The following is a 25,703-nucleotide window of genomic DNA, read 5'->3' as shown; positions in this document are numbered from 1 at the left end:
CCCACTCGATGCCGGTTCGTTACGAGGTGACCGGAACTACGCGCACGTGGTGACCTTCGTGGGGTCGCACGGGCGCGGAGTGAACAGGGGGACACCGAGGTGTCCGGGGACCACCGGGACGCCGAGCACGCCGTCGGGGATCGTGGCGCCCGGATTCGCCGGGCGCGACGGGACGTTCGCCGTGGCGGGCACGACGGGCCGAACGGGCTTGACGCCCGAGCTGGTGCCGGTCACGCCGACCCCGTCGATGCCGCCGTTGTCGCCGGGCGCGAGCGGATGCCCGGGGCGGCCGATCACGCCGCCGATACCCGCGCCGGGAGCGCCGACGGGGACGCCGCCGACGCCCGCGATGGCCGGGCCACCCAGGCCGCCGGGGATGGTGCCGACTCCGCGGGGTGCGACCGCCCCCGTGACGGGCGCGACGGTGCCGATGCCGCGAGGCGCCACCACGCCGGTGCCGCGCGGGGCGACGGTGCCGGTACCGACGGGCACCACTGCGCCGACCGCGGGCGCGACGGCGCCCACGCCGACCGGCGCCACGACGCCCGCTCCGTTGCCGTTGCCGGTGCCGGTGCCGCGCGGTGCTGCCGGGCGGGTGCCCGTGGCGGGGGCGACCGCGCCGGTTCCCGTGCCGACGGCGCCGAGCCCGGGCACCGTCGAACCGCCGACCCCGCCCACACCGGGAATGACGACCGCGCCGACGCCGGGAACGTTCACCGAGCCGGGCCGGGCGGGAGTGCCGGCCGCAGGCTTCGCCGGGGCGGGCTTCGCGGCCGCGGGGGCCGCTGCGCCCGGTGCGGGCGTCGGCACGGGGGTGGGGTTCGCGCACGGGCAGCCGGGCGCGGCGGAGACCGGAGCTGCGACGACGAGGCCCGCGGCGGCGATCAGTGCGCCGACTGCGGCGATCTTGCCGGCAGTGCGCGAGGTGCGGGGGCGAGCAGTCATCCTGGCTCTCTTCCTACTGTGCTTTGCAGTCACGAAATGTGATCGACAAGAACCTAGCAGATGATGTGCGACTGCAAAACGTTACCTCCTCGTGATCGATTCGGTGTGTCGCAGTTCACATCGTGCGAGCCTGGGGTGAAAGAACGAAGGGACCGACGGCGATGCCGTCGGTCCCTTCGGGGGAAGCGTGTGTGCTTCAGGCTCAGTAGCCCTTGGCCGCGGCCTGCTGCAGCATGGCGAGCACGGCCGGGTCGACCTGCTTGCCACCGTTCTGGGCCTGCGCGATGACCTGCTGGACGTAGGCCGAGTTCGCGGTCTGGCCGGCGACCGGCTTCTGCGCCGGCTTGACGGCCGGCTTCGCGACGGGCTTGGCCGCGGGCTTCACGGCGGGCTTGGCAGCCGGCTTCTGCGCCGCCGGGGTGGCGGGCTTGGCGACGGGCTTCTGCGCGGCCGGGGTCACCGGCTTGGTGACCGGACGCGTGCTGTTCGAGGTCTCGGTGGGGGAGACGGTGCGCTGGGTCGCGGCACCGAGGCCGGTACCGCACGACGGCCACGCGCCCTTGCCCTGGCCTGCGAGGACCTTCTCGCCGATCGCGATCTGCTGCGCGCGGGTGGCCTGGTTGGCGGTGGGCGCGTACTGCGTGCCGCCGTAGGCGGCCCACGTCGACGGGCTGAACTGGAGGCCGCCGTGGTAGCCGTTGCCGGTGTTGATGGCCCAGTTGCCGCCGGACTCGCACGCGGCGACCTGGTCCCACTGGGAATCGGGCGCGGCGTTCGCGGCGGGAGCGGCGAGCGCGAGACCCGCGCCACCGAGCATCGCGCCGGCGGCGGCGATCTTGGCGGCGCTCAGGCTGGTGGTGGACTGCTTGCGGTGACGAGCGGTCATCGTGTGAAGTCATTCCCTCTCTACGCGCGTGCGAAGTTAGCTGTCGGGTTCGAGCGAGAGGCTGCTCGGCCATTGCTGGCTTGACCCCTAGGGCGTGTGCCCTGCGGCGTTGCGGCCGCGGTGGTTCCTCCGCCTTCGTCCAGGTGTAGATCGTGGTGCATTCCCCGAAACGGACACTGGACGAAGCTCTGCGCTGCGCCCGATCGGGTGGCCACTGCTGCGGCCCTCAGCGACGGTAACAGACCCCGGCCCGTGGCCCAACCGTTACCGGACCGTGATTTTGTGGAGTGTGATGGATGTCACGGGCCCGGACGGGCCGGATCGGCTGCCCGCGAAGGGCGGGATCAGCCGCCCGCGAAGGGCGGGAGCACGTCGAGCATCGCCCCCGTCGCCGGCGCGTCGAGGTCGCGGACGGCCACCTCGTCGAGCAGGTAGCTGCAGCGCGTGAGCACACGGCCCAACTCGGGGTGGCGCTCGACCAGAACGTCGGCCACCTCGGCGACCGAGGCACCGTCGGGCATCGGGACGGTCTCCTCGGAGACCCCCGCGGCCGCGCGGGCGGCGGCGAAGTAGCGGATCAGCACGCGTCAGCCACCGATCGCGCTCATCGTGCGCGTGGGCTGCAGGAAGGTCGGGTCGTCGATGCCGTGGCCGGCCTGCTTACCGAGCATCGCGGCGGCCCACGCGTCACCGATCTCGTCGTCGGAGGCGCCGCCGCGGAGCAGGGGCTTGAGGTCGGTCTCGTCGGCGGCGAACAGGCAGGTGCGGATCTGGCCGTCCGCGGTGAGCCGGACGCGGTCGCAGTCGCCGCAGAAGGGGCGCGTCACGGACGCGATGACGCCCACCGTCGACGGTCCGCCGTCCACCAGGAATCGCTCGGCGGGCGCGCTGCCGCGCGGCTCGCCGTCCGGCGTGAGGGCGAACTCGCGGCGCAGCTCGGCGAGGATGTGCTCGGCCGTGACCATCGTGTCGCGGTTCCAGGTGTGGTCGGCGTCGAGCGGCATGTGCTCGATGATCCGCAGCTCGTAGCCCGCGTCGAGGCACAGGCGCAGCAGAGGCCGCGCGTCCCCGATGCGCCCCGGTCCCAGGACGGCGTTGACCTTGACCGGGGTGAGTCCGGCGGCCGCGGCGGCCCGCAGGCCCGCCAGCGCGTCGTCGAGGCGGTCGCGCCGAGTGACCCGGGCGTACTCCTCGCGGTCGACGGTGTCCAGGGAGACGTTGACGCGGTCCAGGCCGGCGCCGGCGAGCTTCCCGGCGTGTCGGGCGAGGGAGAGGCCGTTCGTGGTCAGCGAGATCTCCGGACGCGGCTCCAGCGCGGCGGCGTGCGCCACGATCCGGTCGAGGTCCGCCCGCAGCAGCGGCTCACCTCCGGTGAATCGGACCTCGGTGATGCCCAGGTCGCGCACCGCGATCGTGATGAGCCGGTCGATCTCGGGCCCCGTCAGGACGTGTTCGCCGGCCAGCCACGGCAGCCCCTCGGCGGGCATGCAGTAGGTGCAGCGCAGGTTGCACCGATCGGTCAGCGAGACGCGCAGGTCGCGTGCCACGCGGCCGTACTTGTCGATGAGGGGTTTCACGGCTGCTCGCGGTCCTCGGCGCGGCCTCCCAGGACCACGGCGACCACACCCACGAGGAAGCCGACCGGGGTCAGCGGGGTCAGTGCGTACACCCAGGTGGGTGCAGTGGCGCCGTGCGCGAGGAGGGGAGTGACGAACAGGGCGGCGATCGCGATCAACCCGATCGCGAACAGCGCGATCGACACGGAGACGGCGACGGAAACGGACTTGCCCACACGTCTAGACTAGTCCCAGTGCGTCTCGCAGTTCGCGGGGCGCGTTTTGTTGTTCTTTGAGCGCAGAGCAGGTGACGAAGACATGCCTACCGGCAAGGTCAAGTGGTACGACACGGACAAGGGTTTCGGATTCCTCTCCCAGGAGGGCGGGGAGGACGTCTACGTCCGTTCGTCCGCGCTGCCCGACGGTGCCGACGGCCTCCGGCAGGGCCAGCGGGTCGAGTTCAGCATGGCCGCGGGTCGTCGCGGCCCGCAGGCGCTGACGGTGACCGTGCTCGAGCCCGCCCCGTCGGTCTCGCGCGGCGCAGGTGCGGGCGCGGCGGGTGCTGCGCGCAGCCGCCGGCCGGCGGCGAACCGTCGTCCCGCCGAGGAGCTGAACGTGCTCATCGAGGACATGATCCAGCTGCTCGACGCGGGCGTGCAGCCCGAGCTGCGCAAGGGCCGCTACCCCGACCGCAAGGCCTCCGAGCAGATCGCCAAGGTGCTCCGCGAGATCGCCCGGGAGCTGGACTCCTAGTTCCGCGGGTCGACGGTCCGCGGTGGGCCGCTGCCGCGGGCGAAGCGGATGCGGGAAGCCATCCGCACCCGAATCGCCCGATGGCTGGGGTTCCGGAAGGGTGAAGTGCCGCCTGGGGGCCTCGGCTACGGCTTCTGGACCAGGGCGAAGTCCTTGGTCACGCTGGCAGCGAGAGTGTCGATGCCCCACACCGCCTGGGCGATGAATGCGCCGGACGAATCCTGGGCGGCCGAGGGGACGTTGATCTCGACGGCCGCGAGGAGCAGGTCGTGGGTGGACTTGAGAACCAGTGTGGCCCGCTCCGGCTCGAGGTGCGTGATGGTCTCCAGCGTCGCCTTGCCGAGCTTGGTGTCGTACCGCTGCACGGTGAGGAACCACGGAAGCTTGGTGATGTACTCGGGTAGGGAGATCACGAGCGCCTGACCGGGCTCGACGGACATCCTCGCCGGCTTGCGCGGCTGGTCGCACTGCAGTGCGCGCACGTCCGCGCAGAACTGCATCGGTGCGACCTGCTCGTACTGCCCGCCCACGGCGGCGCTGAGCGCGGGCCGGGGCTTGGGCTCGGCCCGCTTGTCCAGCGCGGCGCTGATCGTGAACGCGAACAGCACGGCCGCTGCGACGATGAACACCACCCCGGCGATGAGGACGTTCCGGCTGGGCTTGATCATCGAGCGACCTCGTTCATCGTGGGTGGGTGTTCATCGTGGGCGGCACGTGTTCGGGGCGCTTGCCGCCGAAGTTCGGGACGAGCGAGCCGCCCCGGTAGGTGAGGACCGTCTGCACGGTGCCCACCACCATGATCGCGGCGACGGTGGCGAAGCCGATCCACAGCGTGGGCGGCAGCAGCACGCCGAGCGCGGCACCGCCGACCCAGCCGAGCTGCAGCGCGGTCTCCGAGCGGCCGAAGGCCGACGCGCGGGACTCGTCGGGCAGGTCGTCCTGGATCGACGCGTCGAGTGAGACCTTCCCCAACGCGGACACACCCGAGGCGATGAAGGTGACCGCGGCGACCACCACGATGTTGCCGAACACCGCCGCGACGATCGCGCCGACGGTGGCGGCGATCGTCGTCTGCACGACGATGCGCGCAGGCCGGGGCAGCTGCAGCCGCGCGCCGATGCCGTTGCCGATGAAGTTGCCCACCCCCGCGGCGGCGCCGACCGCACCGATCATGGCGAGCGAGGCGAACGGATCGCCGCCGGCCGCCGTCTGCGCCTTGCTGTAGAACGCGATGTACAGGGTGAGGAAGCCGGTGAGCACGCGGATCGTGGTGTTTCCCCACAGTCCGGTCACGACGCTGCGGCCCAGCGGCGCGCGCAGGTTCTTGAAGGCGGCGCCCAGCTTCGCGCGGCCGGTCTCGGTCTCCTGCTCGGCCTCGCGCGCCATGGCACCGGTGTAGGACAGCGTGGTCGGGACCTCGCCGGAGGTGTTCTCGACCCGCTTGGGGATGCGCATGCACAGCACCGCTCCGGCCACCGCGAACGCCATCAGCGCGTACATGCCGCCGGGGATGTGCAGCATCCGGCTGAGCCCGAACTCGGCGCCGGACGCGATCGCGCCGCCGAGGCCCGTGCCCGCCACCAGCCCGAACAGGGTCAGCCGCGAGTTCACCCGGGCGAGGTCGATCGACGGTGGCAGCACCCGCGGCACGACCGCGGACTTGAGCACCGAGAACGATTTGCTCATCACCATCATCGCGAGTGCGCAGGGATAGAGCACCCAGGGATCGAAGTTCACGGTGTTCGCCACCGGGTCGTACTCGCAGTTCGTGATGAGCAGGACCGCGAGCCCGACGCGGATCACGAAGGACGCCGCGAGGGCCATCCGCCGGCCGTGCTGGATGCGGTCGAGCAGTGGTCCCATGAACGGCGCGATGATCGCGAAGGGCGCGATGTTCACCAGCAGGTACAGCGCGACCTTCGACTTGGACTCGGCCTGCGCCGCCGCGAAGAACAGGGTGTTGGCCAGCGCGACCATCATCGCGGCGTCGACGGCGTTGTTGAGGATCACCGGGTAGGTGAGCGCGGTCAGACCGGACTTGTCGGCACCGTCGGCGGTGGTGGCCCGGTGCCACTTCGCGATCCCGGCCTCGGTGATCTCGCGCCCGCGCATCGCCGCCACGCGGGTGACGGTGATCTTGCGCGGCATCCGCCGCTGCTCGTCCTCGGTCGCGCGCCGCTCGGACGGGGTCGGGGTGTCCTCGAGGGGAGGGAGGTGATGGTTGGACACGTACTGCGGGCGGTGCGGTTCGCCGTTCGACGGTGGCCCCTGCCGCGGCGACTGCCCGCTGTGCGCACGCGGAACCGACCCCGGACGGCGCCGGGGCTCGTCGGGGGGATACTGCTGCTGCCCCGGATGACCGCTCACGCGGACCATTGTTCCGCATCGGCGACGGCGCCGCCGACACCGGTCGTTCGCCGCCCGCGTGCACCGGCGATCCCGGCGTCCGGCACAATCACTCAGGTGAGTTCCGCATTGCAGTCAGGTGCCGCGGTCGACCTCGCGCGTGCCGTGCTGGAAGCCGAGGAGGGCGCGCCGGTGGGTGCGCACGTGGCCACGGTCGTCGAGGACGAGTTCGCCGTGGCCCACTACTTCGAGGCGAACCTGCCCGCGTACCGCGGCTGGCAGTGGTGCGCCGTCATCGCCGCCACGCCCGGTGGCGAGCTGACGGTGTCCGAGACGGCGCTGCTGCCCGGCCCCGGGTCCCTGACCGCCCCCGAGTGGGTGCCGTGGGATCGGCGGGTCCGCGCGGGCGACCTCGCTCCGGGCGACGTGCTGCCGCCCCGGGAGGCCGACGAGCGCATCGAGCCCGGGTACACCCTCTCGGGCGACCCGGCGGTCGACGAGGTGGCCGGCGAGATCGGTGTGAACCTCGAGCGCGTGATGTCCCGGATCGGCCGCGTGGACGCGGCGGAGCGGTGGTTGGCCGGAGCGTTCGGCCCCGAGTCGGAGATGGCCCGCTCCACCCGGTACCACTGCGGCGACTGCGCCTTCTTCCTGCCGCTGGCCGGCGTGCTGGGCGCGGCGTTCGGCGCGTGCGGCAACGAGTACTCGGCCGACGGGCACGTCGTGCACGCGCACTACGGCTGCGGCGCGCACTCGTCGGTGGCGGCACCGTCGGGCCAGGGGAGCCCGGCCTACGAGCCCTACGACGACGGCGCAGTGGAGAAGGTCCCTGTCGAACACGGCTGAGCGGGACCCCTTCGGGACCGCCGCGCTGCGGGCGGCCGTGCTCGCCGCCTGGCGTGATTCGCCCACCCGCGCGGCCGAGGACCTCGCCTCCGAGTGCGATCTGGTCGACGTCGGCTATCGCGACCGGGTCGCCGTCGAGCTGGCGCAGAACGCCGCCGACGCCGCGACCGCGGCCGGCGTCCCGGGCGAGCTGGCCGTCTGGGCCGAGCCCGACGGGGTGCACGTCGCCAACACCGGTACGCCGCTGTCCACGGCGGGCGTGGCCTCGCTCGCCGCCCTGCGCGTCTCCCCGAAGGCCGACGGTGCCGCGGGCTCCGTCGGCAGGTTCGGCGTCGGCTTCGCCGCGGTCCTCACGGTGACCGATCACGTCGAGATCCGTTCCGCGGAGGGCGGGATCGCGTTCTCCGCGGAACGCTCACGCGCCGACGCCGGCCGGGCCGAGGTCGCCGTGATGCGGCTGCCCTACCCGCTGGACACGCCGCCCCGCGCGGGCTTCGCCACCGAGATCGTGCTGGTGGGCGCGGATCCCGCGCTGGTCGGCGAGTTCGCCGAACAGGCCGAGGACCTCCTGCTGGACCTGCCCGCGCTGGCCGCGGTCGTCGTCGAGGGGGAGCGGACCGGGCGTCCCGACCTGGTCGAGGGACACGGCCCGCACGCGCGCTGGGTGATCGGCGCCGACGCGCGGTTCCTGCACGCGCCGACCCGCACCGACGAGCCGCTGACCCTGCCCGTGCGGGTCATCGCCGACCTGCCGACCACGCCCGACCGCCGCCGCCTGCACCCGGATGCCGACATCGCGCGCGCGGCCCGCGGCTACGCCGCCTTCGTCGCCTCCCGGCCCGACCCGATGCCCCTGCTCCCACCGCGCCGCCCGCCCGCCGGGGCCGTCGACGCGCTGCTCCGCGAGGTGATCGAGGACGAGTTGCGCGGGCACGCCTGGGTCCCCGGGCCCGACGGTGCGCGGCTGCGCCCGGACCGCGCCGCGGTGCTGCCGGGGCTCACCGACGAGCTGTTCGCGCTGCTGTCCGAGACCCTGCCGCTGGTGCCGCCGGCGTTCTCGTCGGCGCCCGACGCGGCGCGGCTGATCGCGCTCGGTGCGCGCGAGCTGACCGCCGCCGACCTCGCCGACGCGATGCCCCGCGATCGCGAACCCGGCTGGTACGCAGGGGTGTACGGGGCGCTCGACGCGGCACGCCTGTCTGCGGACGATCTCGGCGCGCTGCCGGTCCCGCTCGCCGACGGCCGTGTCGTCACCGGTGCGCGCGGCGCGGCGCTCGTCGCGGGCGGCGCCGATGCGCTCGCCCTCGTCACCTGGGCCCGCGTCGTGCATCCGGCCGCGCAGCACCCGCTGCTGGAGCGGGCCGGTGCCCGCCGGCTCGCGGCCGCGGACCTGCTCGGCGATCCCGCGCTCCGTGAGGAGGTCGGCCGGATCGACTGGGAGGCGGGGCCCTCCGACGAGGACGTCGAGCTCACCGAGGCCGTGCTGGGCCTGCTGGGGGAGGACGGCATCGTCGGGCCCGGTTGGCTGGGCGCGCTCCCGGTCCCGGGCGACGACGGTGCGCTGTACCCCGCGGATGAGCTCCTGGCCGCCGGGGCTCCGCTGCGGGCCGCGCTCGGGGCGGACCACCCGTACGGCACCGTCGACCCGGACTTCGAGGCGCGGTACCCCGCCGCGGCGCTGCGGGCGATCGGGGTGGGCTGGTCCTTCGGCGTGCTCCGAGAGGCGCTGCCGACGGAGCCGGAGCCGAGCCTCGACGGTGCCGAGGACTGGTGGGCGCAGCTGCCCGGCGAGCCGGACGAGCTGGTCGCGGTGCGCGACCTGGACCTGGTGGAGCACTGGGATCCCGCGCTGGCGCTGATCGCGGAACTGCCGGGCGTGCTGGATGATCCGGGCGGTTACACGGCGTGGTGGTTGCGCACGCACACCGCTCTGGGGCGCTTGCGCTCATCCGACGACGACTCCTTCGCGGGCCTGCTGGACCCGTGCACGCACCCCGACGGGGGCCGCCTGCGCGCGGCGCTGTTCACCGCGGTGCGCGGTGAGGCGGACGCGCAGGTCCTCGCCGACGCGCTGGCCGACCCGGATCGGTCGCCGACCCCGGCAGTGGTGTTCGCGGCGCACCGGGCGATCGCGGGGCATCGCCTGGCGCGGTTGCCCTCTCGGGTTCGGGGCATCGACGGTGCGGTCCTCGACGCGGACGCCGCCGCCGTGCTCGACGTGCCGCACGCGCGGTTCACCGCCGACGGCCTGGTCTTCGGCGGGCTCGACGTGGCCGCCGACCTCGCGGACACCCTCGACCTGCCGCTGGCCGGCGCGGAGCCGATCGAGATCGTCAGCGGCGGTGACCGGTTCGTGCGCGGCGCACATCCCGGGGTGACGCTGGCGCAGGCCCTCGGTGAGCTGCCGGACGCGCCGGAGACGGAGATCCACGAGGAGCTCATCGTGCGGGTGGCCGTCGGGGAGCGGCGGGTGCCGTACGTCCTCGAGGAGGGTGTCCTGCACGTACAGTCGGGTCGATGGTGATGCAGGACGGAGCCTGGCCGAATCCGGTCGACCGGGCGGTGCTCGACTGGGTCGTGTCGATCCGGTCCGAGGCGCTGACGGCGGTGGTTCGCGCGATCACGACGGTGGGCAACACGGTGCCGATGTTCGCGATCGCGATCGTGGGCTTCCTCGTCCTGCTGTACCGGGGCCGCATCGGGTGGGCGCTGTACTGCGGCCTGACCTCGCTGTCGGGCCTCTTCCTGATGATCGGCGTCAAGAACGCCCTCGGCCGGGAGCGGCCGCCGATCCCTCCGCGGCTGCTCCAGATCGACAGTCTCAGTTTCCCGTCCGGGCACGCACTGAACTCGATGGTGGTGCTCACGACCCTCGCGGTGGCCGCCCACGCGCTCACCGGCAGGCGGTGGCCGCTGGCCGCCGCACTGGCGGGCTCGATCGCGATCGGCCTGAGCCGGGTGTACCTGGCGGCGCATTGGATGACGGACGTGTTGGCGGGCTGGGCGATCGGGCTGGTGGTGGTGGGGCTGGGGTTCGCGGTGCGCGCGGCGGTGCTGCGCCGGGTCAGACCAGCCCGCGCTGCGCCCCTCGATCGCCCCGGAGGGCCGCCCGCCGCTGCAGGGTGAGGACCGTCGCGCCGAGGATCCCGACCCCGACGCCGCACGCGCACACGATCCACGCCGCGCCGAAGGTGTTCCGGGCGAGCAGCGTGACGACGAAGAATGCCGCGAACAAGATCGTTCCGGCGATCACGACCGGGCGCGGTTCGGTGAGAGTGCGGGGAAGTTCAGGGGCTTCCGTGACGTGTTCGGGATCGCTTCCTTGAAGGTTCACGGGTTCTCCCGGGGTTCGTGCGCGGAAAACATTCTGACGGATGTAGTCTAACGCCGTGACTGACAATGACGATCGGCTGGCTGGAGAACTCGCGCTGGCCACCGTGCGGTTCGCCCGCCACTTGCGTGGCCGGCGGCGTGATTCGCTCGTCTCCTTGACGCAGCTCTCCGCACTCAACGCTCTTGCGAACGACGGGCCGCTCACGCCGGGCCAACTCGCCGCCCGCGAGCGGGTGCAGCCGCCGTCGATGACGCGGGTCATCGCATCCCTCGCGGACCTGGGGCTGGTGCGGCGAGCTCCGCACCCCACGGACGGGCGTCAGGTGATCGTCAGCCTCTCGGACGAGGGCGAACGGGTCATCACGGGCGAGGCCGCGGCGCGCGAGGCGTGGCTGCGCGGCAAGCTCGCGGACCTCACCGCGGAGCAGCGGTCCACGCTGAACGGCGCCGTGGACATTCTCAACGGACTCATTGCGGCCGAGGAGAAGTAAGGCGGATTCACCCGGTTTCATCATCAGGCCCTATCGGATTGATTCCGATAGGGCCGTTCCTTTTCTCGGGCAATTACTTATTCATGGGATGAATTTCTCGGCGGGTTAGAACGATGTGCCGAGTTCCGGTTGCCGGGAGGTCGAGAAAATCCGCAGCGCGGTGCTTTCTCCGGCGAACCGCCCGGCGCGGTCCAGTGTGCTCGGCGCCGTCGCGCCCAGGTACAGGCCGGCCAGGGTGGGCCCCGTCATCGAGACCGACGGTGCCTCCTCCGTCGCCCGGCAGCGCGCCGTGCCGCCGGAGACGGTGAGCCGGTACGGGACCCCGTCGACCGCGAGCACGAGGTCGCCGTCGCTCTCGTAGGTGCGGGCCTCGAGCGCCGCCGGCACGTCCAGGAACTTCAGCCACAGCCGGTCCTTGCGGTCGGTGGTCTTCACCGACCGCGGGTCGACGAGCATCTCGCGGAGCGGATGGTCCGAGGGCAGGTCGGCGGTCACCACGTCGAAGATGTCCAGTCCCAACACGGTCTGCCAGAGGTCGGCGGCCGCGTCGTCGGTCAGCGCCTTGACGTCGTCGAGCTGCGCCCGGTCCTTCTCGTCCACCCGGTAGGTCACGAAGCCGTCGGGGTGCAGCAGGTACCGGCGGGCCGAGCCGCCCCAGCGCGCCCACTCGGGATCCGCGTGGAACAGCTCCCAGAACTGCTCCGCCGAGACGGATCCCGGTGTCGCGGCGTGCCAGCGGCGGTACAGCTCCTCGACGCGCTCGCGGGCCGCGTCGGCCTCGACCGCGCGGGAGCGCAGCGGACCGGGGAGCGGATCGCGCAGGCGCGCGGTGCGGCGCGCGATCGTCACCTCGTCGACCAGGGTCGCGACGCCGTAGCCGAACCGCTCGTAGATCGTGCCCTCGCTGGCGGTGAGGACCGCCACGGCGGCGCCCTCGGCGCGGTGGCGGGCGTGCAGCTCGTCGAGCATGCTCCGCAGGACGCCCAGCCGCCGGTGGCTGGGCGCCACCGACACCCACGTGACGCCCGGCGCGTCCAGCTGCGCGCCGCCGGGCACCGTCAGGGTCAGCGCGAAGGACCCCGCGACGCCGACCAGGGCACCGTCGGAGCTGTCCCGTGCGACGACGAACCGGTCGAGGTCGAGCGTGCGCCGGATCAGCGGGCGCGCCTCGGTCTCGAACGGGGAGCCGAAGGCGCGCACGTCCTGCGCGAACATCTCCGGCCAGTCGGCCTCGACGGCGGTACGGATCTCGATCACGTGGCCCGATATTAGGCTGGTGGTGTGCAGGCGCAACCGATTTATCCGATTCACGACGCGGATGACCCGCGGCTGAACGACTTCCGCGACCTGTCGGCGGCGGACAGGCGGCCCGATCTGGCGCGCGGCGTCGTGCTCGCCGAGGGCGTGCCCGTGGTGGAGCGGATGCTGGCGTCGCGGTTCGTGCCGCACGCGATCATGGGTGTCGAGTCCAAGCTCGCGCGCCTCGACGGCGTCGCGCCGGAGGTGCCGCGCTACCTCGTGACCGCCGACCTCATGGCGCGGGTGGTCGGCTTCCACCTCAATCGCGGCGTGCTCGCCGCGGCGCGGCGGCCCCGACCGCTCGCGGCGGCGGACCTGCTGGCCGGGGCGCGCACCGTCGTCGTGCTCGAGGGCGTCAACGATCACGAGAACCTGGGGTCGATCTTCCGCAACGGCGCAGGCCTGAGCGCCGACGCCGTGCTGTTCGGACCCCGCTGCTCGGACCCGCTGTACCGGCGCGCGGTGCGGGTGTCGATGGGGCACGTGCTGCTGGTGCCCTTCGCGTACCTGCCCGCGGACGGATGGCCCGGCGACGGCCTGTCGCTGCTGACGCGGCACGGGTTCCGGACGGTGGCGCTCACCCCGTCGGGGGAGACGACGGTGGCCGGGGCGGTCGCCGGTGCCCCGGACCGGGTCGCGTACCTCGTGGGCGCCGAGGGGCCCGGCCTCACTCCGGAGACGATGGCCGCGGCCGATGTCCGCGCGCGGATCCCGATGTCGCGCGGCACCGACTCGCTCAATGTCGCGACGGCCGCCGCCCTGGCCCTCTACGAGCGCGCACGCACGTGAACGCGCCCCGGTCGTTCCCGCCGCGGTATCCGCCGTGGTTCACCGGTGTCGCGGTCGCGACGCTAGTGGCGCTGCTCGCGGGTGGGGTGTTCTCCGGGCTGTTCGTGGCGGTGATGATGGTGAACCGGTGGCTGGGACTGTTCCTCCTCGCGCTGGGGACCGCGGGCTCCGTGCCGGTGCTGGCGGCGTACCGTCGGCGCCCCGTGACGCGATGGTTCTGCGCGGGGTTCGCCGGGGCGGTCGTCATCGCCTGGTGCGCGGTGGTCGGAGCGCTGACGAGCGGGCTGGTCTGAGATCCGGCCAGAAACTTAGGACTACTATCGGACGAGTGCCGAGTGTCTTCGTGTCCCTGAAAGCGAGGAACTACCGGCTCTGGGCGGGAGGCCAGGCGGTCAGCCTGACCGGGACCTGGATGCAGCGCGTCGCCGAGGACTGGCTGGTACTCGACCTCGCACACGGCCGGGGCTGGGTGCTGGGTGTGGTGATGGCGCTGCAGTTCGGGCCGACGCTGTTCCTGTCGGCGTGGGCGGGGCTGCTCGCGGATCGGTACGACAAGCGCCGCATGCTCATGGTCACGCAGACCGCGGCGGCGCTCTGCGCGGCGGCATTGGCGGTGCTGACGCTGACCGGTGTGGTCGAACTCTGGCACGTGCTGCTGCTCGCCTTCGTCTTCGGCTGCAACGCCGCGATCGCGGGGCCGGTCCGGCAGGCCTTCACCATCGAGATGGTCGGGCCGGAGCTGTTGCCCAACGCGATCGGCCTGAACTCCATGGTGTTCAACGCCGCCCGGATCGTCGGGCCCGCGATCGCCGGCCTGCTCATCGCGGGCGTCGGCACCGGCTGGGTGTTCGCCGTGAACGCGGTGTTCACCGGCGCGATCGTGGTGGCGCTGGTGGCGATGCGGCCGGGCGAGCTGTTCCCGTCACCGCCGGTGGAGCGGGCGAAGGGGCAGTTGCGGGCCGGGTTCGCCTACGTCCGGCGGCGGCGTGAGTTGGTGCTGGTGCTGGTCGCGGTGTTCTTCGTCTCGACCTTCGGCATCAACTTCCCGCTGGCGTTGTCGCTGCTGGCGCGGCAGGGGTTCGGGCTGGGCGCCGACGCGTACGGGCTGTTGTCGACGATGCTCGCCGTCGGCACGCTCGGCGGTGCGCTGATCGCCGCCCGCCGCACGGGGATCGCGTCGATGCGGACCGCGCTGATCGGGGGCTGCGCCTTCGGTGTGGCGTCGGTGCTGGCGGGGCTCGCGCCGTGGTTCTGGGCGGTGGCGGTGCTGCTGGTGGGGGTCGGGCTGCTGCAGATGTCGTTCACCACCTCCGCGATGAGCATCATGCAGCTGTCGGTGGACCCCGAGTTCCGCGGCCGGGTGATGGGCATCTACATGCTGGCCTTCCTCGGCGGTACGCCGTTGGGCGCCCCGCTGCTCGGCGCGATCGCCGACGTCACCACGCCCGCCGCGCCGCTCCTGGTGGGCGGAGTGGTCTCCGCGGTCACCTGCGCCCTGTGCGGCGCGTACGCGCTTCGACGGTCCGCATCCGCTCCCACTCCCGCCGCCGCGGAGGCGCCGGAGGAGGTGTAGTCGGCCGGAGCAGTCATGCGCCGGGCGCATGCCTCGCATTTCATCAGGTCACAGGGCTTTGTCGGCCCAGGGGTATACGCGATCTGCATGCCCGCGGGGTTTCGGGTACCGCGAGTGGCGGCCTCACTGGTCAGTGAGCGATCTCGCTGCGCCGATCACAGCGCCCGCTGCGCTGCGCGGCACTTTCCCCGCGCGCAGCGGGCATTTCGGGTGCGGATGCGCTGCCGCACCCGTTTCGCGCGGTCGCACCCTGCATGCCGGGTGCGCTGGCGCATTTCGGGTGCGGATGGCTTCCCACACCCGAAATGCCCGGTCACCCGGGCAGGTGGGATCAGAAGCCGAAGAAGCTGCGGACCTTGCCGCGATCGTCGGGATCCGCGCCCTGGGGCTGATCGACCGGGGGGTGCGGCGCACCGTCGGGCCCGGGGGCCTGGGCCTGCTGCGGGGCCGGAGTGGGGATCTCGGAGGCCAGGACGAAGTCGACGACCTGGACCCGGGCGGGGTCGAGGTCGGCGGCGTCGAGGGGGTGCGTGTAACGGAAGCCGAGGATCTCGCGGTTGGCCTGCTCCGCGAACTCCATCGGGTGGAAGGGCAGCGCGCGCGGGTCGGGGACGACGCCCTCGGCGTAGGTGAGCGGATGCGCGCCGGCCCAGAACGGGCCCTCGAAGAGCTCGGGCAGGCCCTCGTCCTCGAGAATGTCCACGGGATGCGCGGAGAAGGCGCGTTTCGGCGCACCGTCGGCGCGCACGGCGAACCCGCCGACGGCCCGCTCCGGATCCGCGACCAGCAGGAACGTGCGATGCGCGGGGAGCAGGTTCCACCAGGACTCGTCGAGGTCGGATGGTCGGTCCACCCGCAGGCCCTCGTGCGTGACGACCGTCAGCCCGCCCCACGCGGCCACGTACACGTGGCCGGGCAGCGGGTCGGCCGCGCGGGCCAGTGACTCGGGTCGCCCGGCGACGGGGCCGCCGAGCACCTGTTCGGCGATGACGCGGGAGGCGGCCTCGTCGGGCCGTCCGGCGATCGCCAGGATGCCCTTCGGCTCCGCCACGTCGATGAACCAGAGCGTCGCAGCTGTAGCGCCCACGCCCCTAGCCGTTCTTCCCGCCGCGGACCCCGAGCAGCACGTCCTCCCAGGACGGCATCTCGGGATGACGACGCCCGTGTTGGCCCACCGCGGCCGCGGGGGCCTGGGCCGGACGCTCGGCGCGCTCCTCGACCACGCCCTCCACGACCGGACCGCGCGCGACGGGCACGGCCCGCAGGGGCTCGTCGACCGACCGATCGATGCTCCGGAGTCCTTGCCGCGCATCGGGATCGAGCAGGCCGCGGGCGGTGTCGTCGATGGGGCTCGCGGTGCCGCCGTGGGCGCCGGGCGCGTACCGGAAGTGCGCCTGGTTCCGGGACTTGCCGACGCTCCAGCTGATGGCGACGACCCACCGGTTGTCGGCGCCCTTGAAGGCGTCCCACTCGGTGGTGTCGGCGTGCCCGCGCTCGGCCAGCGCCGTGTGGATCACATCGGCGAGGGTGACGTGCATCGGGCCGTCGCCGCGCACGGGATGCGCGAGCTGCGCCATCTCGGCCGCGCGGGAGCGCTCCAGCAACACCGGACCCGCGAACCGCTTGATCCGGTGGTTCGGGGCGCCGGTCAGCTCGGCGATCTCCTCGACGGTGGCGCCCGCACGGATACGGGCCTGGATCTCCCGCGGCGACAGGTCGGCGCCCAGCTCGAGCTCCGTCTGCCCGCCCGTCATTTCGCCGTTCACAGCCGCCTTCAAGGTGTCGTCGATCGGCAGGCGGAAACGTCCCGCGGGGCCCTCGCAGACCACCGACGTCCCGTCGTCGTCCACTCCCGTGACCCGCAACTCCTGCATGAATTCAGGGTAGGTTATCGAATCGTTACGCGCCCGTAGACACGCGCTCGACCACGAAATCGATGCACTTCGTCAGGGCGGTGACGTCCTCGGGGTCGATCGCCGGGAACATGCCGATGCGCAGCTGGTTGCGGCCCAGCTTGCGGTACGGCTCGGTGTCGACGATGCCGTTCTCGCGGAGCGTCTTGGCGACGGCGGCCGCGTCGACCTTCTCGTCGAAGTCGATGGTGCCGACGACCTGGCTGCGCAGGGCGGGATCCGCGACGAAGGGCGTGGCGAATTCGCTGGCCTCGGCCCACTGGTAGAGACGGTCGCTGGAGTCCTTGGTGCGGGCCACGCACCAGTCCAGGCCGCCGTTGCCGTTCATCCACTCGATCTGGTTCGCGAACATCAGCAGCGTGGCCAGGGCGGGGGTGTTGTAGGTCTGGTTCTTGCTCGAGTTGTCGACCGCGATGGGCAGCGACAGGAACTCGGGGGTGTAGCGGCCCGAGGCCTTGATCTCCTCGACGCGCGCGAGGGCGGCGGGGCTCATGAGCGCGACCCAGAGGCCACCGTCGGCGGCGAAGCACTTCTGCGGCGCGAAGTAGTAGACGTCGGTGTCGGCGACGTTCACCGGCAGGCCGCCCGCACCCGAGGTGGCGTCGATCGCGATGAGCGCGTTCTCGCTGCCGGCGAGGCGGCTGACCGGCACCGCGACGCCCGTCGAGGTCTCGTTGTGGGCCCAGCCGATCAGGTCGACGGTGCCGTCGGCCACCAGCTCGGGGGCCGAGCCCGGGTCGCTCGAGACGACGACCGGATCGCCGATGAACGGGTTGCCCTTGGCGACCGAGGCGAACTTGTTCGAGAACTCGCCGTACGTGAAGTGCTGGCTGCGCTCGCGGATCAGGCCGAAGGCCGCGGCGTCCCAGAACGCGGTGGTGCCGCCGTTGCCGAGCACCACCTCGTAGCCCTCGGGGAGGGAGAAGAGATCCTTCAGGCCGTCGCGCACGCGGCCGACGACGTTCTTCACCGGCGCCTGACGGTGGCTGGTGCCGAACACCGACGCGCCGGTCTCGACGAGCGAGCTCAGCTGCTCCGGGCGGACCTTGGACGGGCCGCAGCCGAAGCGGCCGTCGACGGGCTTGAGCGCGGCGGGAATCTCGATCGTCATGCCCTAAATCCTAATGGTGTCCCAACCGGGCACGTCCTCCGGCTGCCGCGGACCCTGCCCGATGTACTGCGCGGACGGGCGGATGAGCTTGGCCGCGCGCTTCTGCTCCAGGATGTGGGCGCACCACCCGGCCGTGCGGGCGCAGGTGAACATCGCGGGCATCATCCGCACCGGCACGCCCGCGTAGTCCAGCACCACAGCCGCCCAGAACTCGACATTGGTCGAGATCGCGCGGTCCGGCCTGCGCTCGGCGAACAGCGCGTTCGCCTCCCGCTCGAGGGCTGCGGCCGCCTCGTAGCGCGGCGCGTTCAGGGTGCGCGCGACGGTCCGCAGGACCTCGGCGCGCGGGTCCTCCGCGCGGTACACGCGGTGCCCGAAGCCCATGATCCGCTCGCCGCGGTCCAGCCGGTCGGTGACGGACCGGCGCGGGTCCCCGGTCCGCTCCACCTCGTCGAGCATCGGGAGCACGCGCGACGGTGCGCCGCCGTGCAGCGGGCCCGACAGGGCGCCGACCGCACCCGAGAGGGCCGTCGAGACATCGGCCCCCGTCGACGCGATGACGCGCGCGGTGAGCGTGGAGGTGTTGAGGCCGTGCTCGGCCGCCGTGACGAAGTAGGCGTCGATGGCGCGCACGTGGTCCGGGTCGGGCTCGCCCTGCCACCGGGTCATGAACCGATGCGTGACATTGGGGGACTGATCGATGATCCGCTGCGGCACTGCCGGTTTCTCCAGGCCGCGTGCCGACTGCGCGACGAAGCTCAGCGTGGTGACCGAGGCGCGCGCGAGATTCTCCCGCGCCGTCGCGTCGTCGATGTCGAGCAGCGGCTCGTACCCCCACAGCGGCCCGAGGATCGCGAGGCCGGCCTGCGCGTCCACGCGGACATCGCCGCTGTGGATCGGCAGGGGGAAGGGCTCGGCGGCGGGCAGCGGGTTGCCGAACTCCCCGTCCACCAGCAGGCCCCACACCTCGGCGTAGGTGACCTGGTTGCGCACCAGATCGGCCACGTCGACGCCCCGGTACCGCAGCACCCCGCCCTGCTTGTCCGGCTCCGCGATCTCGGTGGAGAACGCGACCACGCCTTCCAGTCCGCCGGGAATCTCAGTCATGCGCCTAACCTTAGTGGCGTGGACCTCACGGCGATGCGCGAGAAGTACGACGGTGACCCGTTCGATCTGCAGCCCGAGGACCTCGCGGCCGGCTGGGTGCCGCTGTGGCGCTCCTGGTTCGACGAGGCCGTCGCCGCGCAGGCGCCCGAGCCCAACGCGATGGTGCTGGCCACCGTCGACGATGCGGGGCTCCCGGCCACCCGAACCGTCCTGTGCAAGGGGCTCGACGAGCGCGGCGTCGTCTTCTACACCAACTACGGCTCGGACAAGGCCCGCGCGCTGGAGGCGAATCCCGTGGCGGCCGTGACCTTCCCGTGGATCGCGATCCACCGGCAGGTGCACGTGCGCGGCGCGGTGACGAAGGTGCTCCCGGAGGAGACGGCCGCCTACTGGGCGGAGCGGCCCCGGGGCTCGCAACTCGGGGCGTGGGCGTCGGACCAGTCGCGGCCGGTGGCCTCGCGGGCCGAGATGGCGGACCGGTTCGCCGAGGTCGAGGCCCGGTTCGAGGGCGTGGACGTGCCGGTGCCGCCGGAGTGGGGCGGCTACCGCATCGCGCCGCAGGTCGTCGAGTTCTGGCAGGGCCGGGAGAACCGCGTGCACAACCGCGTGCGGCTCGTCGCCCCCGACTACGCGGCGGTGCGCCTCCAGCCCTGACCGCCGCAATTGAACACCGTTATGGAGAGGGAAACCGCAGGTCGGATTCTCCATAACGGTGTTCAATTGCGGGTGGGTCGTGAGGAAGTCGTAGGATCTTTCGGTGCCGAGACTCCTGGCGGATACGCGTCCGCTCCGCAATCCCGACTACCGGCGGCTGTGGTGGACGGGGATCGTCACCGTCATCGGGGCGCAGCTGACGGCCGTCGCCGTCCCCGCCCAGATCTACGCGATCACCGGATCCTCGGCGTACGTCGGCCTGACCGGCGTCTTCGGCCTGGTCCCGCTGGTGATCTTCGGGCTCTGGGGCGGCGCGATCGCCGACGCCCTCGACCGCCGGCTGGTCATCATCGGCACCACGCTCGGGCTGGCCGGCACCGCGCTGCTGCTGGCCGTGCTGCCGAACAACGTGTGGCTGATCCTCGGCGCCTTCGCCCTGCAGCAGGCCTTCTTCGGTGTCAACCAGCCCACCCGCTCCGCGATCTACGCCCGACTCGTCCCGCCCGAGCAGCTGCCGGCGGCGAACTCGCTGAACATGACCGTCATGCAGTTCGGCGCCATCGCCGGGCCGATGCTGGGCGCGCCGCTGATCCCGATCATCGGCGTGCACTGGCTGTACACGCTGGACGCCGCGTCGCTCATGCTCACCCTGTGGGCGGTGTGGCGGCTGCCGTCGATCAAGGCGGAGGACAGGGGACAGTCGCTGGGGCTCAGTTCGGTGATCGACGGCTTCCGTTACCTCGCCGGCCACAAGGTGCTGCTGATGAGCTTCGTCGTCGACATCATCGCGATGGTCTTCGGCATGCCGCGGGCGCTGTTCCCGCAGATCGCGCACGAGAACTTCGGGGATCCGATGGAGGGCGGCTTCGTGTTCGGGGCGCTGTTCGCAGCGATGTCGGTGGGCGCCGTGCTCGGCGGCGTGCTCTCCGGCTGGACCTCACGGGTCTCGCGGCAGGGGCTGTCCGTGATCGTGATGATCGTGCTGTGGGGCGCCGCGATGGCCGGCTTCGGCGTGGCGGCCCACTTCAGCTGGCTGTGGGCGGCGCTGGTGATGCTCGCGCTGGGCGGTGCCGCGGACATGTTCTCCGCCGCCTTCCGCACCACGATGCTGCAGGAGGCCGCCACCGACGACGTCCGCGGCCGCCTGCAGGGCGTCTTCACAGTGGTCGTGGCCGGTGGGCCGCGGATCGGCGACGCCGCGCACGGCGCAGCGGCCGCCACCGCCGGTGCCGCGATGGCCGCCGCGGGCGGCGGCGTGCTCGTGATCGTGTTCACGGTGCTCGCGGCGCTGGCCGTGCCCGCCTTCGTCCGCTACCGCGTCACGCGCTGAGCCCCCAGTATCCTGCGCGGTATGAGGATGCAACGGATGCTCACCGTCGTCGCTGCGATGCTGCTCGCGCTGGTCGCGGTCGCCGGGTGCAGCCGTTCCATCGCGGGGACGGCGGTCCCGGCACCGTCGGGCGAGGCGGGGCGACGGCGACCACCGGATCGGACGACGGTGCCGTCCGCGTCGGGACGGGTGGGCTGAAGATCACCGTCTACCTGGACTTCCTGTGCCCCGCCTGCAAGAACTTCGAGACGACCTATGGTGCGGACATCACGACCGCGGTCCGGGCGGGGCGGCTGACCGTCGAGTACCGGCCGGTGAGCTTCCTCGATCGGCTCTCCGCGAGCGGTGACTACTCCTCGCGGGCGCTGCAGGCCTTCCTCGAGGTGGGCCGCGGCAGCGGGACCGACGCGACGCTGGGCTTCGTCAGGTCGATGTTCCTCTCGCAGCCACAGGAGAGCGGGGCGAGCGATCTCACCAACGCGGAGATCGCGACCCTCGCGGGCGCGTCCGGCACCGGCGATGCCGCGGTGGCGAAGATCCGTGACGGGGCGACCGGGGTCGACGGGAAGGCCGTGGGCGCCGCGAACCTGAAGCTGCTCACCGCCGCCGGCGGTACCGGCACCCCGACGGTGCTGCACGACGGTGAGCAGGTCTCGCTCAGCGATCCGGCGTGGCTGACGAAGATCACCGGCTGAGCGAATCCGCTACACCGGGAAGGACACCCCGGTGAGCTCCTCGGACACGGCCCACAGTCGACGCTGCAGGTCCAGGTCGAGCGACTGGGCGCTGGAGGTGACCAGCCGCGGGGCGCCGCGACGCTCGCCGGTGGCGTCGGGCCCGTAGTACTGCCCGCCGAGGACGGACGGGTCCGTCGCCGCCCGCAGTTGCGCGAGCGCGCCGTGCGCCGCGTCGTGCGAGAACAGGGGAGCGGCGACCTGGGCGAACTGCAGGGCCTTCGGTAGGTTGCGGACCAGCTCGGTGTCGGCGATGCCCGGGTGGGCCGCGACGGCGACTGTGCCCCGCTCGCCCGATGCGCGCGCCTCGAGGCGGCGCTGCAGCTCGTAGTGGAAGAGCAGGTTCGCGAGCTTGCTCTGCCCGTAGGCCGCGACCCGCTCGTAGGAGCGCTCCCACTGCAGATCGTCGAAGTGGATCGCTGCGCGGATGCGGTGGGCGAGGGAGGCCACCGTCACCACGCGCGAGCCGGGAACGTCGAGCAGTAGATCGAGAACCTGTGCGGTCCAGGCGAAGTGGCCCAGATGGTTGGTGCCGAACTGCAGCTCGAAGCCGTCGGCGGTGGTCTGCTTCGGCGGGTACATGACGCCCGCGTTGTTGACCAGCAGGTCGATCCGGGGCGTGCTCTCCCGCAGTTCCGCGGCGGCCTCGCGCACCGATTCCAGCGAGCCGAGGTCCAGGCGCTGCAGGCGCACCGTCGCACCCGGGGCGGCCGCGGCGATGCGCCGGACGGCCTCCGCGCCCTTGTCCGGGTTGCGGACCGCGAGCACCACCTCGGCGCCCTTCTGCGCGAGCACGCGAGCCGTCTCGAAGCCCAGGCCGGTGTTGGCGCCGGTGACGACGGCGACCCGTCCGGCCTGGGTGGGAACGTCGTTCTCGGTCCAGCTCATGTGTACTCCTGCTGCGTCGGCGACGGTTAATAGACCGTCGGTCTGTTGTGCCACCACGGTAGAAGGCCACCGTTCCGCTGTCAATAGACCGACGGTCTGTAAAATCGATCCGTGGGATTCCAGCGGGCGCGCACCGAGCAGCAGCGGCAGGAGCGGCGGGAGGCGATCCTGGCCGCGGCCGCCGCGATGCTCGGCGAGATGCCCGTGGTGGCGCTCACGCTCAACGAGCTCAGCCGCCGCGTCGGCCTCGCGAAGTCGAACGTGCTGCGCTACTTCGAATCCCGCGAGGAGGTCCTGCTCGAGGTGCTCACCCGCTCGGCGACGGGATGGATCGCAGAACTCGATGAGGCCTGGACGGCGGAGGAGCCGGACGCCACTGCGCCGGCCGCCGAGCGCATCGAGCGGTTCGCGGCCGTCTACGCCCGCGTCGCCGCCGCGCGGCCGGAACTGCTCGACCTCCTGGCCGCGCAGGCCTCCGTCCTCGAACGCAATGTCTCCACCGACGCGATCGTGCGGTTCAAGCGCACCGCGCTGGCCGGGATGGAACTGCTGGGGCGGGTTCTGCGGCGGGCGGTTCCGGAGCTGGGCGACGCGGCGCCCGCCGTGTGCGTCTTCCTCGTCACCCTCTCGGGCACCGTCTACACGCAGGCCGAACAGTCGCACGTCTGCCAGAGCGCGTATCTCGTGGACCCGGAACTGGCCGTCTTCCGGGTGGAGCTGGTCCCCGCACTGCACGCCGCCGTCGCGACGGTGATCGCCGGGACCCTGGCCCGCGGGTAGCAGGGGGTTGCACCGCCGCCGGTGGGGCCGACGCCGCTCGCCCCGGCGATGGCGCCCGTAGGATGACGGCCATGACGGTGCAACCGGGGTTCATCATCGCGGCCGGCGGTTACGTCGCCGAGATCGCGCGCACGGGAGCGGGCCTGCGCGGCCTGCGCCGCGACGGGGTCCCTCTCACCGAGGAGTGGCCGCTGGGTGAGAAGCCGCCGCTGTCCGCGGGTCTGGTGCTCGCGCCGTGGCCCGGCCGCACCGAGGACGGCATCTACTCCTGGGACGACGAGTTGTACCGGCTCGAGGTCACCAGCGACGTCACCGGCACCGCCGACCACGGGCTCGTCCGACGTGTCGACTGGGACGACATCGAGACCGCCGTCGACGCCGTCACCCTCGTCCTCGACGTGGGTCGGCACACCGGCTGGCCCTTCGACCTGCACCTGCGGATCCGCTACAGCGTCGCCGCCGACGGCCTGACCTGCGCCTTCGAGGCGCGCAACACCGGCACCGTCGACCTGCCCTTCGCCGTCGGATTCCACACCTACCTCCGGGTGGGCGCGAGCCCCGTCGACGACTGCACGCTCGAGCTCGGGGCGGAGCAGTGGCAGCCCCTCGGGCCGCGCCTGTTGCCCGACGGTCCGCCGCGCACCGTCGAGGGCTCCGCGTACGACTACCGCGCGCCGCGGTCCCTGGCCGGCGTCCACATCGACACCCCGTTCACCGGCGCGGCCGGCCGGTACGTCCTGCGCGGACCGGACGGGGAGACCGAGCTGTGGACGGCACCGTCGTTGCCGTGGGCCCAGGTGTTCATCGCGGACCCGGACGACGGCAAGGGCTTCCCCGGACGGGGCGCCGACGGTGGACCGGGCCGGGCCGTGGCGGTCGAGCCGATGTCCGCCCCGGGCAACGCGCTGCACACCGGGACCGACGTGATCCGCATCGCCCCCGGGCGATCGTGGACGTCCGAATGGGGGATCAGGTGACACCCTCGTTTTCGCAGAGAACCGCGATACCGCTAGGTTCTAGCCAGGTAGCTTTTATCCGCCGACTACAGCGAGGGGATACGAACATTGTCCACCGATGACAACACCGCGAACGCTACGGTCGCCTACCCTGGCGGCCAGATCGAGCTGCCGATCATCAAGGCGACCGAGGGTGCAGACGGCATCGCGCTCGGGAAGTTCCTCGGGCAGACCGGCCTGAGCACCTTCGACAACGGCTTCGTCAACACGTCGTCCTGCAAGTCGGCCATCACCTACATCGACGGCAACGCGGGGATCCTGCGCTACCGCGGGTACCCGATCGAGCAGCTCGCGGAGAAGTCGACCTTCATCGAGGTCAGCTACCTGCTGATCCACGGTGAGCTGCCGAGCCCGGAGCAGCTGGCGGAGTTCACGGCCAAGATCCAGCGGCACACGCTGCTGCACGAGGACCTGAAGCTCTTCTTCAACGGCTTCCCGCGCAACGCCCACCCGATGCCGGTGGTCTCGTCGGCCGTGAACGCGCTGAGTGCGTACTACCCCGACTCGCTCAACCACAACGATCCGGCGCAGGTCGAGCTCGCGACCGTCCGCCTGCTCGCGAAGTTCCCGACCATCTGCGCCTACGCGTACAAGAAGTCGGTCGGTCAGCCCTTCCTCTACCCGGACAACTCGCTGAGCCTGGTCGAGAACTTCATGCGCATGACCTTCGGGTTCCCGGCCGAGCCCTACGAGGTCGACCCGGAGCTGGTCAAGGCCCTCGACATGCTGCTCATCCTGCACGCCGACCACGAGCAGAACTGCTCGACGTCGACGGTGCGCCTGGTCGGCTCCTCGAACGCGAACCTGTTCACGTCCATCTCGGGCGGCATCAACGCCCTGTGGGGCCCGCTGCACGGTGGCGCCAACCAGGCCGTCCTCGAGATGCTCGACGACATCAAGGCCTCCGGTGGCGACACCTCGGCCTTCATGAACAAGGTCAAGAACAAGGAAGACGGCGTGAAGCTCATGGGCTTCGGGCATCGCGTCTACAAGAACTACGACCCGCGTGCGGCGATCGTGAAGCAGACCGCGGACCGCATCTTCGAGCTGCTCGGCGTATCCGACGAGCTGCTCGACATCGCCAAGGGCCTGGAGGACGTCGCGCTGCACGACGACTACTTCATCGAGCGCAAGCTCTACCCGAACGTGGACTTCTACACCGGTCTGATCTACCGCGCGATGGGCTTCCCGACGCGCATGTTCACGGTGCTGTTCGCGCTCGGCCGGCTTCCGGGCTGGATCGCCCACTGGCGCGAGATGCACGAGGACCCGACCACCAAGATCGGCCGTCCTCAGCAGATCTACACGGGCCACACCGCCCGTGACTACCCCGGTGCATAGATGCCGCCGATC

The 25,703-nt window shown here is 72.0% G+C and carries 28 protein-coding genes and 1 riboswitch; of the genes, 14 read left to right on the top strand and 14 right to left on the bottom strand.

The features are described from left to right. Window positions 1-36: 36 nt before the first annotated feature. The 5 genes from AXK61_RS23455 to AXK61_RS23435 form a co-directional block, all read right to left on the bottom strand. A complete protein-coding gene (locus AXK61_RS23455) occupies window positions 37-945 on the bottom strand; it encodes a hypothetical protein (protein WP_068747140.1) in 909 nt (302 codons plus the stop codon). Window positions 946-1,147: 202 nt separating this feature from the next. Beyond that, window positions 1,148-1,831, bottom strand: a complete 684-nt coding sequence (locus tag AXK61_RS23450; protein ID WP_068747139.1) for a transglycosylase family protein — start codon at window positions 1,829-1,831, stop codon at window positions 1,148-1,150. Window positions 1,832-1,840: 9 nt separating this feature from the next. Further along, window positions 1,841-2,001, bottom strand: a riboswitch (cyclic di-AMP (ydaO/yuaA leader). 174 nt (window positions 2,002-2,175) lie between these two features. Further along, window positions 2,176-2,415, bottom strand: coding sequence for a MoaD/ThiS family protein (locus AXK61_RS23445; RefSeq protein ID WP_068747138.1), 240 nt, complete (start codon window positions 2,413-2,415; stop codon window positions 2,176-2,178). A 3-nt stretch (window positions 2,416-2,418) separates the two neighbouring features. Continuing rightward, window positions 2,419-3,408, bottom strand: coding sequence for a GTP 3',8-cyclase MoaA (moaA, locus tag AXK61_RS23440; protein WP_068747137.1), 990 nt, complete (start codon window positions 3,406-3,408; stop codon window positions 2,419-2,421). Then, the gene (locus tag AXK61_RS23435) at window positions 3,405-3,623 is read right to left on the bottom strand and encodes a hypothetical protein (protein ID WP_068747136.1); all 219 of its coding nucleotides are present in this window, start codon (window positions 3,621-3,623) and stop codon (window positions 3,405-3,407) included. The genes moaA and AXK61_RS23435 overlap by 4 nt, the downstream gene beginning before the upstream one ends. An 82-nt stretch (window positions 3,624-3,705) precedes the next feature. Here AXK61_RS23435 and AXK61_RS25945 point away from each other — a divergent pair, with 82 nt between their 5' ends. Further along, window positions 3,706-4,140, top strand: coding sequence for a cold-shock protein (locus AXK61_RS25945; RefSeq protein ID WP_068747135.1), 435 nt, complete (start codon window positions 3,706-3,708; stop codon window positions 4,138-4,140). A gap of 125 nt (window positions 4,141-4,265) precedes the next feature. Here the strand turns inward: AXK61_RS25945 and AXK61_RS23425 are convergent, their stop codons facing one another. Both AXK61_RS23425 and AXK61_RS23420 read right to left on the bottom strand, forming a co-directional pair. After that, on the bottom strand, window positions 4,266-4,808 hold the full coding sequence (locus tag AXK61_RS23425; protein WP_068747134.1) for a DUF2771 family protein: 543 nt from the start codon (window positions 4,806-4,808) through the stop codon (window positions 4,266-4,268). Window positions 4,809-4,821: 13 nt separating this feature from the next. Then, window positions 4,822-6,516 carry an MFS transporter gene (locus AXK61_RS23420; protein ID WP_068747133.1) on the bottom strand — a complete coding sequence of 565 codons (1,695 nt, stop codon included), beginning with the start codon at window positions 6,514-6,516 and terminating at the stop codon, window positions 4,822-4,824. A gap of 87 nt (window positions 6,517-6,603) precedes the next feature. Here AXK61_RS23420 and AXK61_RS23415 point away from each other — a divergent pair, with 87 nt between their 5' ends. Genes AXK61_RS23415 through AXK61_RS23405 form a run of 3 tightly spaced genes read left to right on the top strand, consistent with a single transcriptional unit; the run spans window position 6,604 to window position 10,458 of the window. Further along, a complete protein-coding gene (locus AXK61_RS23415; protein WP_068574599.1) occupies window positions 6,604-7,332 on the top strand; it encodes a DUF3027 domain-containing protein in 729 nt (242 codons plus the stop codon). Between the two features lie 37 nt (window positions 7,333-7,369). Further along, entirely contained in the window at window positions 7,370-9,856 is a 2,487-nt protein-coding gene (locus AXK61_RS23410) for a sacsin N-terminal ATP-binding-like domain-containing protein (RefSeq protein WP_156485802.1), read from the top strand. After that, window positions 9,850-10,458: a phosphatase PAP2 family protein gene (locus AXK61_RS23405; protein WP_068747131.1), complete on the top strand. Its 609-nt coding sequence runs from the start codon at window positions 9,850-9,852 to the stop codon at window positions 10,456-10,458. The genes AXK61_RS23410 and AXK61_RS23405 overlap by 7 nt, the downstream gene beginning before the upstream one ends. Here AXK61_RS23405 and AXK61_RS23400 read toward each other — a convergent pair. Continuing rightward, window positions 10,397-10,585 carry a DUF2530 domain-containing protein gene (locus AXK61_RS23400; protein ID WP_068747130.1) on the bottom strand — a complete coding sequence of 63 codons (189 nt, stop codon included), beginning with the start codon at window positions 10,583-10,585 and terminating at the stop codon, window positions 10,397-10,399. The two genes, AXK61_RS23405 and AXK61_RS23400, sit on opposite strands and share 62 nt — an antisense overlap. Before the next feature lie 136 nt (window positions 10,586-10,721). Between AXK61_RS23400 and AXK61_RS23395 the strand changes: the two genes are divergently transcribed. After that, the gene (locus AXK61_RS23395; RefSeq protein WP_068574607.1) at window positions 10,722-11,156 is read left to right on the top strand and encodes a MarR family winged helix-turn-helix transcriptional regulator; all 435 of its coding nucleotides are present in this window, start codon (window positions 10,722-10,724) and stop codon (window positions 11,154-11,156) included. Window positions 11,157-11,261: 105 nt separating this feature from the next. On the opposite strand, the gene AXK61_RS23390 is transcribed toward AXK61_RS23395, so the two are convergent. Then, window positions 11,262-12,413 (bottom strand): GNAT family N-acetyltransferase, encoded by a 1,152-nt coding sequence (locus AXK61_RS23390; RefSeq protein WP_068747129.1) that lies wholly within the window; start codon window positions 12,411-12,413, stop codon window positions 11,262-11,264. A 24-nt stretch (window positions 12,414-12,437) separates the two neighbouring features. Between AXK61_RS23390 and AXK61_RS23385 the strand changes: the two genes are divergently transcribed. From AXK61_RS23385 to AXK61_RS23375, 3 genes are read left to right on the top strand one after another with little or no spacing between them, the layout of a single operon-like run. Continuing rightward, window positions 12,438-13,244: a TrmH family RNA methyltransferase gene (locus tag AXK61_RS23385; protein WP_068747128.1), complete on the top strand. Its 807-nt coding sequence runs from the start codon at window positions 12,438-12,440 to the stop codon at window positions 13,242-13,244. Then, window positions 13,241-13,537: a DUF2537 domain-containing protein gene (locus AXK61_RS23380; RefSeq protein WP_068747127.1), complete on the top strand. Its 297-nt coding sequence runs from the start codon at window positions 13,241-13,243 to the stop codon at window positions 13,535-13,537. The genes AXK61_RS23385 and AXK61_RS23380 overlap by 4 nt, the downstream gene beginning before the upstream one ends. Before the next feature lie 35 nt (window positions 13,538-13,572). Then, window positions 13,573-14,817 (top strand): MFS transporter, encoded by a 1,245-nt coding sequence (locus tag AXK61_RS23375; protein WP_068747126.1) that lies wholly within the window; start codon window positions 13,573-13,575, stop codon window positions 14,815-14,817. 331 nt (window positions 14,818-15,148) lie between these two features. On the opposite strand, the gene AXK61_RS23370 is transcribed toward AXK61_RS23375, so the two are convergent. From AXK61_RS23370 to AXK61_RS23355, 4 genes are read right to left on the bottom strand one after another with little or no spacing between them, the layout of a single operon-like run. Further along, on the bottom strand, window positions 15,149-15,904 hold the full coding sequence (locus AXK61_RS23370) for a DUF6928 family protein (RefSeq protein WP_068747125.1): 756 nt from the start codon (window positions 15,902-15,904) through the stop codon (window positions 15,149-15,151). Window positions 15,905-15,908: 4 nt separating this feature from the next. After that, window positions 15,909-16,691 carry a septation protein SepH gene (sepH, locus tag AXK61_RS23365; protein WP_068747124.1) on the bottom strand — a complete coding sequence of 261 codons (783 nt, stop codon included), beginning with the start codon at window positions 16,689-16,691 and terminating at the stop codon, window positions 15,909-15,911. Between the two features lie 25 nt (window positions 16,692-16,716). Next, window positions 16,717-17,841: a phosphoserine transaminase gene (gene serC / locus AXK61_RS23360; protein ID WP_068747123.1), complete on the bottom strand. Its 1,125-nt coding sequence runs from the start codon at window positions 17,839-17,841 to the stop codon at window positions 16,717-16,719. 3 nt (window positions 17,842-17,844) lie between these two features. Continuing rightward, a complete protein-coding gene (locus AXK61_RS23355; RefSeq protein ID WP_068747122.1) occupies window positions 17,845-18,948 on the bottom strand; it encodes a citrate synthase 2 in 1,104 nt (367 codons plus the stop codon). Window positions 18,949-18,981: 33 nt separating this feature from the next. Between AXK61_RS23355 and pdxH the strand changes: the two genes are divergently transcribed. The 3 genes from pdxH (at window position 18,982) to AXK61_RS25555 (ending at window position 21,627) form a co-directional block, all read left to right on the top strand. Then, window positions 18,982-19,602 carry a pyridoxamine 5'-phosphate oxidase gene (gene pdxH / locus AXK61_RS23350; RefSeq protein ID WP_068747207.1) on the top strand — a complete coding sequence of 207 codons (621 nt, stop codon included), beginning with the start codon at window positions 18,982-18,984 and terminating at the stop codon, window positions 19,600-19,602. 103 nt (window positions 19,603-19,705) lie between these two features. After that, a complete protein-coding gene (locus AXK61_RS23345) occupies window positions 19,706-20,932 on the top strand; it encodes an MFS transporter (protein WP_068574625.1) in 1,227 nt (408 codons plus the stop codon). 86 nt (window positions 20,933-21,018) lie between these two features. Beyond that, entirely contained in the window at window positions 21,019-21,627 is a 609-nt protein-coding gene (locus AXK61_RS25555) for a DsbA family protein (protein WP_197466902.1), read from the top strand. A 9-nt stretch (window positions 21,628-21,636) separates the two neighbouring features. On the opposite strand, the gene AXK61_RS23335 is transcribed toward AXK61_RS25555, so the two are convergent. Then, window positions 21,637-22,554: an SDR family NAD(P)-dependent oxidoreductase gene (locus AXK61_RS23335; RefSeq protein WP_068747121.1), complete on the bottom strand. Its 918-nt coding sequence runs from the start codon at window positions 22,552-22,554 to the stop codon at window positions 21,637-21,639. A 111-nt stretch (window positions 22,555-22,665) separates the two neighbouring features. Between AXK61_RS23335 and AXK61_RS23330 the strand changes: the two genes are divergently transcribed. The 3 genes from AXK61_RS23330 (at window position 22,666) to AXK61_RS23320 (ending at window position 25,691) form a co-directional block, all read left to right on the top strand. After that, window positions 22,666-23,334 (top strand): TetR family transcriptional regulator, encoded by a 669-nt coding sequence (locus AXK61_RS23330; RefSeq protein WP_068747120.1) that lies wholly within the window; start codon window positions 22,666-22,668, stop codon window positions 23,332-23,334. A 71-nt stretch (window positions 23,335-23,405) separates the two neighbouring features. Further along, entirely contained in the window at window positions 23,406-24,311 is a 906-nt protein-coding gene (locus AXK61_RS23325; RefSeq protein WP_231855645.1) for an aldose 1-epimerase family protein, read from the top strand. Window positions 24,312-24,398: 87 nt separating this feature from the next. After that, a complete protein-coding gene (locus AXK61_RS23320) occupies window positions 24,399-25,691 on the top strand; it encodes a citrate synthase (RefSeq protein ID WP_068747118.1) in 1,293 nt (430 codons plus the stop codon). Window positions 25,692-25,703 lie beyond the last annotated feature (12 nt).

This window comes from Tsukamurella pseudospumae (assembly GCF_001575205.1).
In the GTDB taxonomy this organism is placed as follows: domain Bacteria; phylum Actinomycetota; class Actinomycetes; order Mycobacteriales; family Mycobacteriaceae; genus Tsukamurella; species Tsukamurella pseudospumae.
Note: the sequence above shows the minus strand (reverse complement) of the source record. Positions and strands in the feature narration are given on the sequence as shown.